This window comes from Rhodothermus profundi, from assembly GCF_900142415.1.
Lineage (GTDB): Bacteria > Bacteroidota > Rhodothermia > Rhodothermales > Rhodothermaceae > Rhodothermus > Rhodothermus profundi.
In genome coordinates, this window is the sequence record NZ_FRAU01000001.1 from 668,592 (window position 1) to 682,076 (window position 13,485).

At 59.6% G+C, this 13,485-nt stretch carries 7 protein-coding genes; 5 read left to right on the forward strand and 2 right to left on the reverse strand.

What is annotated here, in order from left to right; translation table 11 throughout:
• Positions 1–105: 105 nt before the first annotated feature.
• The gene (fusA, locus tag BUA15_RS02925) at positions 106–2,229 is read right to left on the reverse strand and encodes an elongation factor G (RefSeq protein WP_072714597.1); all 2,124 of its coding nucleotides are present in this window, start codon (positions 2,227–2,229) and stop codon (positions 106–108) included.
• Between the two features lie 139 nt (positions 2,230–2,368).
• On the opposite strand from fusA, the gene tsaB reads away from it, so the two are divergent.
• From tsaB to BUA15_RS02950, 5 genes are all read left to right on the forward strand, one after another.
• Positions 2,369–3,103, forward strand: coding sequence for a tRNA (adenosine(37)-N6)-threonylcarbamoyltransferase complex dimerization subunit type 1 TsaB (gene tsaB / locus BUA15_RS02930; RefSeq protein WP_072714441.1), 735 nt, complete (start codon positions 2,369–2,371; stop codon positions 3,101–3,103).
• Positions 3,104–3,150: 47 nt separating this feature from the next.
• Positions 3,151–4,032, forward strand: a complete 882-nt coding sequence (accD, locus tag BUA15_RS02935; RefSeq protein ID WP_072714442.1) for an acetyl-CoA carboxylase, carboxyltransferase subunit beta — start codon at positions 3,151–3,153, stop codon at positions 4,030–4,032.
• 177 nt (positions 4,033–4,209) lie between these two features.
• Positions 4,210–11,832 carry a T9SS outer membrane translocon Sov/SprA gene (gene sov, locus BUA15_RS02940; protein WP_072714443.1) on the forward strand — a complete coding sequence of 2,541 codons (7,623 nt, stop codon included), beginning with the start codon at positions 4,210–4,212 and terminating at the stop codon, positions 11,830–11,832.
• Positions 11,833–11,877: 45 nt separating this feature from the next.
• On the forward strand, positions 11,878–12,666 hold the full coding sequence (gene lipB, locus BUA15_RS02945; protein WP_178139370.1) for a lipoyl(octanoyl) transferase LipB: 789 nt from the start codon (positions 11,878–11,880) through the stop codon (positions 12,664–12,666).
• Positions 12,667–12,731: 65 nt separating this feature from the next.
• Positions 12,732–13,085 (forward strand): hypothetical protein, encoded by a 354-nt coding sequence (locus BUA15_RS02950; RefSeq protein WP_072714444.1) that lies wholly within the window; start codon positions 12,732–12,734, stop codon positions 13,083–13,085.
• Here the strand turns inward: BUA15_RS02950 and BUA15_RS02955 are convergent.
• A complete protein-coding gene (locus BUA15_RS02955) occupies positions 13,082–13,459 on the reverse strand; it encodes a DUF423 domain-containing protein (RefSeq protein WP_072714445.1) in 378 nt (125 codons plus the stop codon). The genes BUA15_RS02950 and BUA15_RS02955 overlap by 4 nt on opposite strands.
• Positions 13,460–13,485: the final 26 nt, after the last annotated feature.

Genomic DNA, 13,485 nt, shown 5'->3' on the forward strand with positions numbered 1-13,485 from the left:
CACGTCGCCGTGGTATACTAAAGAAATAACCTTTTGCCCGCTCTGCCAAGAGGTTTCAAAGGGCATCTAAGCGCTGCTTGCTGCACGCAGCCTGCTACAGAGGCCTCATGCTGCCTGCATGGCTTCGGCTTCGGCCACCACTTTCTCCTGCACGTGGCGCGGCATGGGTTCGTAGTGGCTGAAGCGGGCCCGGTGAATGCCGCGTCCCTGCGTGAGCGAGCGCAGCGTGGTGGCGTAGCGGTAGAGTTCCGCCTCGGGCACGTAGGCCTTGATCTTCTGGAAAACACCCTCCATTTCGATGCCCTGAATGCGGGCGCGGCGCGTGTTCAGATCGCCCATCACATCGCCGGTAAAGGTATCGGGTACGATCACTTCCACCTCGTCAATGGGCTCCAGCAGCACCGGTTGCGCCTTCTTGAAGGCCTCTCGGAAGGCCATGCGGGCGGCTGTCTTAAAAGCGGCCTCGTTGGAGTCGACCGGATGCATGCCCCCATGATAGATGATCACGCGCACATCGCCCACCGGGTAGCCGGCAATCGGGCCGTTCTGCATGGCCTCCAACACGCCTTTCTGGATGGCACCGAAGAAGCGTTTCATGTCGATGACGCCGCCCACGATGGCATCGACGAAGTGCACGCGGGCGCCCCAGTTTGTTTCGACGGTCACTTCACCCCGCACGGTAATGTCGGAAGGCGGCTCGAACGGCTCCGTCAGCGGCTCCACATGAATGGAAATGTCGGCGAACTGTCCGGCTCCCCCTGTCTGTTTCTTGTGGCGGTACGAGGTGCGCGCGCTGGTCTGGATCGTCTCTCGGTAGGCCACTTTGGGTTTGACAAACTCCACCTCCACGCCGAAGCGGTTCTTCAACCGGAAGCGGGCAATTTCCAGGTGCATCTCGCCCTGTCCGGCCAGCACGATCTGGCGCAGCAGCGGATCCTGGATAATTTGCAGCGACGGATCTTCCTCGACGAGCTGGTGCAGCCCCTGCATCATTTTGTCTTCATCGCCCTCCCGTAGCGGACGGACGGCCACCGCGTAGCGCGGCTCAGGGAACGCGATAGGCGGCAGCACAAAAGACGTCCCTTTGGGCCGGAGCGTATTGTTGGTGTGCGTGTCGCGCAGCTTGACCGTGGCCCCCAGATCGCCGGCCACCATCCGCGGGACTGCCTCCCGCTCGCGTCCATTCATGGCGTAGAGCGCGCCCAGGCGTTCCACCGTGCCCGTCTGAGCATTTTCCAGGTCCAGTCCCTGCTCTAGCGTACCAGAGTAGACCCGGAAATAGGAAAAGTCGCCCACATGCTGCTCGGCCATCGTGCGGAAAATGAAGGCGACGGGCGGTCCTGAGGGGTCAGGCGCCAGCGTACCGCCATCTGCCAGCTTCGCAGGAGGCATATCGGCAGGCGAGGGCGCCACGTTAACCAGAAAGCTCAGCAGCCGCGAAATGCCAATGACTTCGGTGGCGCTCACCACGAAGATCGGGAAGAGCTGCCGGCGGATCATAGCCGCCCGCAACCCCTTGCGCATTTCATCCTCGGTAAGCGTCCCCTTTTCAAAGTACAGCTCCATCAGGCCTTCATCGTTTTCCGCAATGTCTTCGATGAGTGCCGTGTGGAGCGCTTCTGCTTCCTCCTGAAAGGCCGGGTCAATCTCACGCTCTTCCGGCTGCAGGCTCCCTTTCGGGTAGGTGAGCTGCTTCATATGGAGCACGTCAATAATCGAGCGCGTACCCGTGCCTGCCGGAATCTGCACCACGGTGGCCCCGCGTCCGAACCGCTCTTTGATCTGCGCCACCAGCGTTCGGAAATCAGACTCAGCCCGGTCCAGGTGGTTGACCACGAACATGGACGGAATTTGCTGCTCGCGGCCGTATTCCCAGGCCAGCTCTGTACCTACCTGGACGCCTTCCACCGCATTCATCACGTAGATGGCCAGATCGGCTACCCGGAGCGCGGCCAGCACCTCTCCGACAAAGTCCGGATAGCCCGGCGTGTCGAGCACGTTGATTTTATGATCCTGCCAGGGGACGTGCAGCAGCGATGTAAAGACCGACATGCCGCGCTCCTTTTCACTGGGGTGATAGTCGCTGACTGTATTGCCTTCTTCGATGGATCCCATGCGCGAGATGACGCCGGCCGTGTAGAGCATAGCTTCGGCCAGCATGGTTTTGCCGCTTCCCTGATGGCCGACCAGCGCAACGTTACGAATGTGCGTGGCTTCGTAGACGCTCATAGGCACCTCCTGCTGGTTTAAACCGGGCATAAAGCGCTTCCACAGGCGCCTTACCCCCGGCTGTTTTCGGAAAAGAACCGCCCCGTCCGGGTTTTGTTTAAGATACAAGCGAATCCGAAATAGTCAAGCCGATCGCTGCATGAAACCACTACTTCTGGCGTTAGAAACCGCCACAGACGTGTGCAGCGTGGCCCTGTTTGCCGGCGAAACGCTATGCTTCGAGGCCATCCTGCAGCGCGGGCGCATCCACGCCGAACAGCTTGTTCCGCTGATTGCCAACGCGTTGGAACGCTGCGAGCGGCAGGCGGCCGAGCTGGACGCGGTGGCGGTCTCCATGGGACCGGGCTCCTATACGGGACTTCGAGTGGGAGTCAGCACGGCCAAAGGACTGGTCGAAGCAACAGGGGCGCGCCTCATCGGCGTACCTACCCTGGAGGCACTGGCCGCTTCCGTCATCCCTTTTGCCGAACCCCACGATCTTGTGGTGCCGCTACTTAACTCACGCCGCACCGAAGTGTACGCGGCCATTTACCGCATCACACCCGATGCCACGCTGCACCCCCTGGCTGCTCCCGCCGCGCTGGAAGCTGCTTCGGTTCCTGAATGGCTTCCCTCTATTGAGGCTTCCCATCACACGTGGCTGGTAGGCGAAGGCGTGCAGCGCGTGTCGGCACATCTGCCGGAAGATTCAACAACCCTTCGCCTGCTTGATCCCGCTCAGCATTCCCTGCGCGCTTTCTGGGTGGGATGGCTCGGCCTGGCCCGCTACCGGGCCGAACGCTTTGAGGAGGTAGCCACCTTTGAGCCCTTCTACCTGAAGGATTTTGTGGCAAAGCCGTATCGGCACGCACCGGCCCCTTCCCTTTCCTCCTGAATTTTTGTATGCTACCAATCCTCCCCCAACGAGTGTAACGCAACATCATGGCCTGGTTTAAGCGCAAAACGCAGGGGATCCTGACGTCACGCGACCAGCAGATGGACGTGCCGGAGGGGCAGTGGGAAAAGTGTCCGCAATGCGCGCATATTCTTCACCGCCGTGAGCTGACCGAGCATGCGCGGGTATGTCCCAAGTGCGGGCACCATTTCCCGATGACCAGCCTTGAATACTTTCAGCTTATTTTCGACGAAGGCCGTTTTACGCTACATGATCAGCATCTAACGTCGGATGACCCCCTGGAATTTGTTGATCGCAAACCCTACCCGGCCCGCGTCGAAGAGGCCCATCGCAAAACAGGCCTGAACGAAGCCGCCCAGCGCGCTACCGGCACCATAGGTGGCCATCCCCTTTCGGCAGCTGCCCTGGACTTTCGCTTCATTGGCGGCTCAATGGGCTCCGTCGTGGGCGAAATTGTCGCCCGCGCCATCCAGACCGCTTATGCGGAACGTATTCCGCTGCTGATCATCTCGCAGAGCGGTGGCGCCCGCATGATGGAAGGGATTCTCAGTCTGATGCAGATGGCCAAGACGGCCGCTTTGCTCACGCGGCTCGATGAAGTGCGCATGCCCTATATCTCCCTCATGACCAATCCGACCACAGGCGGCGTTACCGCTTCATTTGCCATGCTGGGAGATATCAATCTGGCCGAGCCTGGCGCATTGATCGGTTTTGCCGGCCCGCGTGTCATTCGCCAGGCCGTAGGGCAGGACCTGCCTCCCGGCTTTCAGAGCGCTGAATTCCTGCGAGAACACGGTTTTCTGGATGACATTGTAGACCGCCGCCAGCTCCGCCGCTACCTGATTCACCTGCTTGATCTGTTACTGGAATCTCATTCCCCCTTGCCCACCCCCCCATCGACATCGTAGCTTTACAAATGGTCTGTTTTTTGTTTTCCGGCATGCAGGTAACCCCAACCCGCTGGAGACGGATCGCTCAAGCGCTACCACCTCGGACATTCCTCACATAACGTCATCCGCATCCCTCCCCGAGGAGAAGGGAGAGGTATTCATGGTGTGGGAAGAACGTACCCTGTCCGGTTCATTATGAGCAAAGCGCTGCGTGCCGGAAAATTCACAGGCGGGTTGGTACTGCTGCTATTAGGTGGACTGCTGCCGGGCTTGCGTCCCCTGACCGGCGCGTGGACGCTGCATGCGCAGACACCGCCTGCCCGGCTCCAGGCCGATACTTCCCGGACAGATACGCTGCGCACCACCCGCGCCGATCGATGGCTCCCGCGCCCTGCTCGCGACCTTCCTTATGCCCGATTGTGGCCACGCACCGCTTCGCTCGTTACGCTTCGCCCCAGCGCCTGGCGCCAGGAAATCGTACTGGATTCAACCCGGCTGGCCTACCACATCCATGAACGCATTGGCTCCATCGAGGTGCGCGTGCCCGTCACGCTCGACTTCACGACGTACCGGGCCCTGCGCCTACGCCAGGCCCTGCACGCAAACTGGGCCACGCTCCAAACGCAGCGGCAGCGACAGGCTACCCGACGACGCCGGGGAGGTCTGGGCGTCAGCATCGCGCTGCCCGGTGGCCGCCAGAGCGCTTTTTCGACCATCTTTGGCCGTCCGGAAGTAGACCTGCGCGTCAATGGCCAGGCCAACATCAACGCTGGCTTTAACTACCGAAAAAGCGATCAGCAAGTAGCGTTCTCAGGCCGCGTTGCCCGACTCGATCCCGACTTTAAGCAAGACCTGCGCCTGGGCATCACCGGTACCATCGGCGACAAGCTCCGCGTCAACGTCAACTGGGACACCAATAACCAGTTCGACTATCAAAACCAGCTCCGCCTCGAATACACCGGCTACGAGGACGAAATCATCCAGCGTATCGAGGCGGGCAATGTCATGCTCCAGACCCCTTCGCAACTCATCCGCGGAGGCCAGAGCCTCTTTGGCATCAAGGCGCAGTTTCAGCTCGGCGGCCTGCAGATCACCACCGTGGCCAGCCAGCAGGAAGGCCAGGCCAACTCGCTGACCATCAGTGGCGGCGCGCAGACTACCACGTTCGACCTGCAACCCACCGACTATGACGACAGCCGCCATTTCTTCCTGGCCTACTACTTTCGTAATCGGTGGGAAGATGCCCTGTCTGATCCCCCCAACATACGAGTCGCCAATGGGTTTGAGCGCATTACCGAAATCGAAGTCTGGAAGCTGGTCTACCCGGTACGGGACGATGAGAACGTGCGCCAGGTAGTAGCGCTCGTCGACCTGGGCGAGCCGGAAGCGCTGCTGACGCTGGCCAACGCCTACACGCGCGTCGATGCCGCAGCCCTGCCCGACAACCGCAACGACCGCTACGACGATTCGCCCGGAGGCGAAGTGGACACCTATCTGCGCAACGGCCAGGCCAACGCAGCAGCCTATCTCAAAAATCAGCGCGGCCTGAGCGAAGATGACTTCCAGATTGGCCGCTTCAAGCGTCTGGAACCCGGCCGCGACTACACCTTCGATGAGGTGCTCGGCTATCTCTCCCTGACGCAACGACTCCAGGAAAATGAAGCGCTCGCGGTCGCCTTTCGCTACCGGGCAGGCGGCCGCATCTACCAGGTAGGCGACTTTTCCTCAGAAACCGGAGGCGCCGGCGGCGGCCAGGACGAAGACCGTCTGGTGCTCAAACTGCTCCGTCCCAGCCGCCCCCGCCAGCCTTCCCCTGCGACCGGCTACAACCCGGCTGTCTGGTATCTGGAACTGCGCAACCTCTACCGCCTGCCCGGCCGCGGGATCAATCCCGAGGACTTCGAGCTGGAGATCTACTATCAACCACCCGGTAAAACGGCTCAGAAATTCCTGGCGGAACTGGGCGCCCAGCGCACCCTGCTTCAACTGCTCGGCCTGGACCGTCTCAACCAGGACCAGGCTCCTGTCCCCGACAACCGCTTCGACTTCCTGCCCAGCATTACCATTGACCCGGGCGAAGGGCTGCTCATCTTTCCGTTTCTAGAACCCTTTGGCGAGCGGCTCGCGCAACTCATCGATGCCACCGAGCTACCCGACGACCAGAAAGCGGCTCTCAAAGACCGCTACGTCTTCCAGGATCTCTACACGCAGAAAAAGGAAAACGCCCGCCGCAATACAAAACACAACGTCTACCGCATTCAGGGCTCCTACAAAAGCGCAGTTCAGGACTTTTACGATCTGCAGGCCTATGCTGGCCTAGTCGAAGGGTCGGTGCGCGTTACCTCAGGCGGCACGCCCCTGCAGGAAGGGGTCGATTTTGTCGTGGACTACCAGAGCGGCACCGTACGCATCATCAACCCGGCCTATCTTACGCCCGGCCGTGAAATTCAAATCTCCTATGAACAGAACGCGCTGTTCAATCTGCAAAAAAAGACGTTGCTCGGCCTCCGGGCCGACTACACGCTGGGCGAAAATCTGACGCTGGGCGCCACCATGATGCGCCTCAGTCAGAAATCACTGGTCGACAAGTTTCGGCTCGGTGAAGAGCCCATCAATAACCTGATCTGGGGCATCGATGGTTCGTTCACGGCTCGCCCACGCTGGCTGACCTACATGCTGGACGCATTGCCATTGATCCAGACCAAAGAGCCCAGCGAGATTTCCTTTTCAGGCGAATTTGCCCAGCTACGTCCCGGACATGGCGAAACGCTGGCCTTCGAACGCACGCGCCGTGAGCTGCGCGACAACAACCGCGACTTTCCACGGGACGAATTGAAAGGCATTTCCTACATCGACGACTTCGAAGGGTTTGAAAACACTTTCTCCCTGAAACAACCGGGCAGTTGGCGCCTGGCCTCCCCACCCGACTCAATTGCCCGCTACCCTGCCGGGTTCACCGGAAGCCTGTACGACTCGCTGCGCACCACCTGGCGGGGCATCTTTACCTGGTATCAGCTCAGTGACGTGCTCGTGGCTGACCTGGCCCGCCGCGCACCCGTCTACGACCCTGAAGCGGTCCGGCCCGTTCTCATCACCGACGTGTTTCCTAACCGGGACGTCCGGGGGGAGCTAAACCAGACGCTGCCCACACTCGACGTGTACTTCAACCCACACCGCCGCGGCCCTTACAACTATACCACTGAACTCGACGACTTCCTCAATCATCCAGAAGAGGTCTGGGGCGGCATGATGCAGCGCCTGCCAGAAGGATACACCGACTTCAACCTGAAAAATATTGAGTTTATCGAATTCATCTTCCGCCCCTTCCCGGAAAATCCGGAGCGAGATGCCGGCCCTCAGGCCAAACTGTACATCGATCTGGGATCCATTTCCGAAGACGTGATCCCCAACGGTAAACTGAACGCCGAAGATGGGCTCTCCATGACAGACCCCACTTCTGGTTTTCGGGGTGATCAGTGGAGTCGCTATCCTACCAGCATCCAGAATAATTCCGTCGACCTGGACCTGAGCCTGCGCCGCACCGAAGACCTGGGGCTAGACGGCCTCGTCTCGTATGACCTTTCCGCTTATCCTGAAGTCTACACAGAAGCCTTCCACTTCCGAAAGTTTCTGGAATCGCTCGATCCTGCCCATCCAGACCCGCGATACCGAGCGGAACGGGCTCGCGCGCTCCGCGATCCTTCAGGCGACGACTATCAGAGCTTCGATAACGAAGCCTTCTTCAATGACCCCGAGCTCTTTCCACCGGAACTTTACCCGAACGGCGTTCCCCTGCAGGAACGGTTTGCCCACTACTTTCCGGGACTGGAGCTGAACGCCTATGAAACGCAGAACCAACTGGCCACAGGTGCTTCGGTGCGGCGCGGCAACTCGCGCATCCCGGACACCGAAGACTTGAACTTTAACGCCTCTATCGATACAGACAACAGCTACTTTCAGTATGAAATTCCCCTCAGCAAAGCCATTCTCGACTCCCTGGCTCACCCTGATCGAGAGGATGACTACATCGTAGGTGCGATCACCAATAGCCGGGGAGAAACCTGGTATCAGGTGCGCATCCCCGTGCGCAAATATACCCGCCGGGTAGGTAACATCCAGGACTTCTCGCTCATCGAAACCATCCGCGTGTGGACCACCGGCCATCGCGTCCCGATCACGCTGCGTTTTGCCACCTTCGAGCTGGTAGGGAGTCAGTGGCGCAAGGCCGAAGAGGTTGCTGTCGAAGAACAGACGCCGTCCGACACGCTGTTTGCTAACACGCGGGTTAGCATCTCCAGCATCAACAATGAAGAAAATCCGGACATTTATCGCACGCCCAACGGAGCTATTATCAGCCAGGTGCGCATGGCCAGCGGCGTCGTGCGTAACGCCCGCGAGCAAGCGCTGGTACTGCGCGTCGAAAATCTCTACCCCGGCCATCAGCGAGGGATCTACAAAACCTTCACCCAGGGGTTGGATCTGCTTCGGTATTCCAACCTGCGCATGTTCGTCCATCTACATGGCACGTTAGGCGATGGTACCCCGCTCGAAGCACTGGCCCAGCAGGATCCTGAGGCCGCGCGTCAAAAAGTCCGGCTCTTCGTGCGCCTGGGCTCAAACGCCAGCAACGACTACTATGAGTACGAGCAGCCCCTCATGCCCAGCTCGGTCACGTCAGGCAATAGCGATGAGCTATGGCAAACCTTCCAGCGCTGGGGGGATCGGGTAATTGATCTGAACTCGGTCAACATCCTGCTCAGCGCCCTCAATGAACTGAAAATCGCCCGTGACGCCGTCGGATTCCCGGCCGACAGCGTGTTCTGGAACAAGATAGACGGCCGCCCCACAGCCCCAGGCGTCCCCGACGCCGACGCCTTCGCGCCGCCCGGCACGCGCCTGGCTGTCAAAGGGAATCCTTCTCTGGGGCGCATCACCATGATCATCATTGGCGTGCGCAATCCAGCTCCTCCTGGCAGCACCGACCCCCGCGACCGACTGGAAGAAGTGGTTGTCTGGCTGAACGAACTACGCGTCTCGGGCTATGACGAAAAAAACGGCTACGCCGCGGTAGCCAACGTAAGCCTGAAGCTGGCAGACCTGGGCCGCGTGCGCGCCAGCTTTCGCATGCAAACCGATGGGTTTGGATCGCTTTCCAGCACGCTTGGCGAGCGTGAGCAAACCAACCAGCAAAGCTGGAGCCTGGCAACCGACTTCAATCTGGACCGCCTGCTTCCCCGCCGCTACGGCTGGTCTATTCCCTTCTCGTTGCAACTTCAGTCCAGTACTTCGACGCCTCGCTTCGACCCGGCCCGCGGCGACGTGCGGGTTGCAGAAGTGCTCAACCAGATCAAGCGAGATACCACGCTGTCGCGCCAGGAGCGCGCCCAGTACCGCCAGGCAGTAATCGAGCGCGTGCAGACGCATTCGTTTACGCGCTCGTATAGCTTCCGCATTCAAAAACGAGGTTCTAAGTCCTGGCTGACGCGCACCTTAATCGATGGGCTCAGCTTCAGCTATGCTTTTGCCGAAACCCAGGCGCGAAGCCCTACCCAGCGCTTCCAGAATTCATGGCGCTGGAATGCCTCGCTGAGTTATCGCCTGAACATCCATCGTCCTCGCACCGTACGGCCATTCTGGTTTCTGGACAACGTGCCCCTTGTTGGCCTGTTGGGAAGGCTGCGTTTTAACTACTTACCCCAGAGCCTTTCCTGGGCCGGCAATGCCAGCCGAAATTTCTCCGGCAGCCAGGACCGTCCGGCCCTCCTGCCTGGCCAGCGCAATCCTGAGCTGCCCGACCTGGTTGCCAATCCGATCCGCGAGCAGCACAACTTTGCGCACAGCCGCACGTTCAGCCTCCAGTACAACCCCTTTACGTTTCTAAATCTGAGCTTCGACACCAATACCCGGCAAAGCCTCAACGCCCTTAGCGTCGACACTGTCTATCAGGTCGTTACCCCCGACACTGTCTATGCAGGACGCACGCTGGCTGAAGCGCTGGCGCAAGGCCTGATCGACTCATCAGACGTGGGCGTCCGGGCTTTTGAGCAGTATCGGTTGCGCCCTGTGCCTGTCCGCCGCATGCTGCAACGCATCCTGGATGGAGCGGAGGGTCTGCGCACCGACAGCTATCAGCAACGCTTCACGGCCAGCCTGCGTCCCAACCTGCGCACGCGCTGGCTACAATTGCAGGACATTAACTACACAGCTCAGTTCTCCTGGCAGAACGGTTCTATCCAGCGCAACACAGGGGCCAGCGTATCCAACCAGGCCGGCCTCAGCAGTGGGCTGACGCTCCGCCCTCGCGAACTGTGGCGCAAGTTGGCGTTTTATCGCAAACTGGAAGAACAGGAGCGACAGACCAGCCGGCGTCGTCGCCAGTCCCGGGCGCAACAGCAAGACAAAGACAAACCCCGCATTCGTCCCCCTAACCCTATCGTGCTTTTGCGGCGCCTCTTTCTGGCCATTACCGGCATTGAAAATCTGCAAATTACCGGCCGCGTCAACTGGAGCAGCGCCTCCAGCAACGTTGGGCGCGGTCCTATCGACAGCGTGCAAGTTGCCTACAGCCTGTTGGATGCATTGCGCGGACGCGGTCCGTCGGTAGGCTATCGCTTTGGCCTGGCTCGCCGAATTGATCTTACCAACCGCATCCTGGACCCCAGCCTGCAGGTAACCGATCTGCTTAATAATGACTATGAGTTGCGCGCCACCACCTCGCTTCAGCTCAGTCCCAACCTGCAGGTGTCGCTGAACTGGAGCGTCAGTTGGAATGTGCGCACTGACTATTCGTACCGGCCGCTGGACAACGGCGGGGTTGATACAACCCGCACCGAGCGCGGCAGCAGCCGCGCTTCGGTCTGGGCCTTCGGGGCTTCGTACCTGAAACTATTTCGGCGTCAACTTGAAACCTATCGGCAAGACTTCCGGCAGGCCGCCAATCCAGGCGAATTTGGCGATGAAAACGGCGATGGACGAGTGGCGTTGACCAATGCCTCCGTGGTGGCAGACTTCCGCCGCGCCTTTATCCGCACCCTGGGTCTGCTGGGCACGAACACGCCTATCCCCATGCCAAGCTGGCAACTCACGTACTCGGGATTGTCGCGCTGGCCCCTGTTTCGACGCCTGGCCCAGAGCGTTACGCTCCGGCACAGCTACAGTGCCGATTACAGCAGCGATTACCGCACAAACCTGAACGCGCTGGTCGATGACCCCGAGGCGGCTGTTGGCACGTTCGTACTGGGAGGACGGCGCATTCGCTACCGATTTCCACGCTACGAGATAAGTGCCGTGCGCATCAACGAGCGCTACCAGCCACTCATCGGGCTGGACATCACCTGGAAAAATCGCCTGCAAACCAACCTGGCCTGGTCTAAAAGTCGCACCTACTCCCTATCCACCAACAATGAAGTCAACACAAGCGCTACCAGCGAGCTAACCTTCACGCTCAGCTACCAACGCCAGGGCCTGCGGATTCCATTTCTGCCCATCAAACGTCTGAATAACCGCGTTGGCATTAGTCTGAGCATTGCACGTTCTGCCACCGAGGAACGACGCTTTTCCCTTTTCCGAGCGATGCAAGCGGCGGCCAACGATCCAGAAGCCTTTAATCCAGAGGATGCCTTAAGTCCGGACTTTGCCCCCATCCTGACCTCCTGGACCCGCACCACAATTGCCCCTCAGATCTCCTATCAGTTCAGCAACCGCGTCTCGGCCAGCTTCCAATTGCGTTACGAGCGCTTTGAAAGCGCCGATAGCCGCGTGCCGTCGTCTACTACCATTCAGGGCGGATTCAATATTCGCGTAAGCATCTCCAACTAAGGGCACGTTGGCCGTCTGACGGCGTAAAAAGCCCCGAACAGATCCATGCACACCATGGCTGAGCGAGTTGTCGTCTGTCACTTAGGACGTGTCGCCTACAAGCCTACCTGGGATCTGCAACGGTTGTTGCAGGCGCGGCTGGTAGCCGCCAAACGACAAGATCCTCCTGCCCCCATCCCCCATGTCTTCTTGCTCGTTGAACATCCGCCCGTCTATACGCTGGGCAAAAATGGTCGTTTAAATCACCTGCTTCTTTCCGAAGAAGCGCTGCGAGCACGGGGCGCCGAATTTTTCCACATTGACCGAGGGGGCGATATTACCTTTCACGGTCCAGGCCAACTCGTAGGCTATCCGATTCTGGATCTGGACCGCTTTTTTACGGACATTCACCGCTACCTGCGCGAGCTGGAAGAAACCATCATCCGCACCTGCACAGAGTACGGCCTGCTGGCCCGGCGCGTCCCCGGACGCACAGGAGTGTGGATCGGGCCAGACGCACGGGGCGCAGAGCGTAAAATCTGTGCTATGGGCATCCGCTGTAGCCGCTGGGTCACGATGCATGGCTTTGCGTTCAATCTCAACACCGATCTGCGTTACTTCTCTTACATTATTCCCTGTGGCATTGCCGATCGTAAGGTAACCTCCCTGGCCGCCGAGTTAGGACGCCCTGTCGCAGAAGCTGAAGTGCGCGCGCGCCTGCTGCACCACTTTGCCCGGTGCTTCGAAGCAACGTTAACGGTTTACGAAGGAGATGAAGCCTTTGCATTTCTGGAAGATTATCTTGAAAAAGAAGGCATTGCGTCTTGGGTTAAAGCAGGCCATGTCGTATCATAAAACGGAACCGAAAGAAACCGTTTCGGTTGTCTGAGCATCGCTTCGTCAACCTGCACAGGCTGGCTATGGCAGCTTTTGACCTTGATCACTTCACGCGCCAGTTGATCGCCGAGGCCCTCTTTTATGACGAAGAGTACGGCGCACTGGGCAATCTCAGCCTGATTGACCCGCGCGAGGGCCGGGAGCGCTTCATCGCCTCTTACGTCCCCGAAGAGGGGCATTTTACAATCGAAGAGGCGACAGCGTGGGAGCAAGGAGCGGTCGATGAGGAGGTGGGCTACGCCTTAGCCGTTGACTTCCAGGAATACGGGGTCTACGACACTCCCGAGGCGGCGGCGGAAGCCCTGCTGGCGCTTGCTCGCGAGCACGACTTGCTCCCCAGCATTACGCTTCTGTTCGAGGAGGACGAGGTAAGCTAAACGCGAAGCGCTTGCCAGAGTCCCCAGGCCAGCACGCCCCACCCAAGCATAAAGGCCGCTCCGCCCAGAGGTGCCAGCGCTCCCAGCCAAGAGGCGTCGGCCAGTACCAGGACGTACAGGCTGCCGGAAAATAGTACGATTCCGGCCAAAAAGCACCATCCGGCCACGGTCAGCGTAGCAGCGTTGAGTTGATGCAGCAGCCATCCTGTCAGCAGCAAGGCCAGTGCGTGGTACATCTGGTAGCGCACGGCCGTTTCAAACGTATGCAAGCGCTCAGGCGTAACCCTCGGCGCCAGCCCATGGGCTGCAAAGGCACCCAGCGCAACTGCAAGGCCCGCTAGCACGGCGCCCAGCACAAGAAAAGTTCGCGCCATTTTCCTGCAGTTGTTGTCGGTTACCG

Excerpts from the sequence above, each read along its gene's own strand:
- fusA (WP_072714597.1), bottom strand. The coding sequence starts at position 2,229 with ATGAGCGTCTACGAAGCCACGCACATTCGTAACGTTGCGCTGGTCGGC.
- tsaB (WP_072714441.1), top strand. The coding sequence starts at position 2,369 with ATGAAACCACTACTTCTGGCGTTAGAAACCGCCACAGACGTGTGCAGC.
- accD (WP_072714442.1), top strand. The coding sequence starts at position 3,151 with ATGGCCTGGTTTAAGCGCAAAACGCAGGGGATCCTGACGTCACGCGAC.
- sov (WP_072714443.1), top strand. The coding sequence starts at position 4,210 with ATGAGCAAAGCGCTGCGTGCCGGAAAATTCACAGGCGGGTTGGTACTG.
- lipB (WP_178139370.1), top strand. The coding sequence starts at position 11,878 with ATGCACACCATGGCTGAGCGAGTTGTCGTCTGTCACTTAGGACGTGTC.
- BUA15_RS02950 (WP_072714444.1), top strand. The coding sequence starts at position 12,732 with ATGGCAGCTTTTGACCTTGATCACTTCACGCGCCAGTTGATCGCCGAG.
- BUA15_RS02955 (WP_072714445.1), bottom strand. The coding sequence starts at position 13,459 with ATGGCGCGAACTTTTCTTGTGCTGGGCGCCGTGCTAGCGGGCCTTGCA.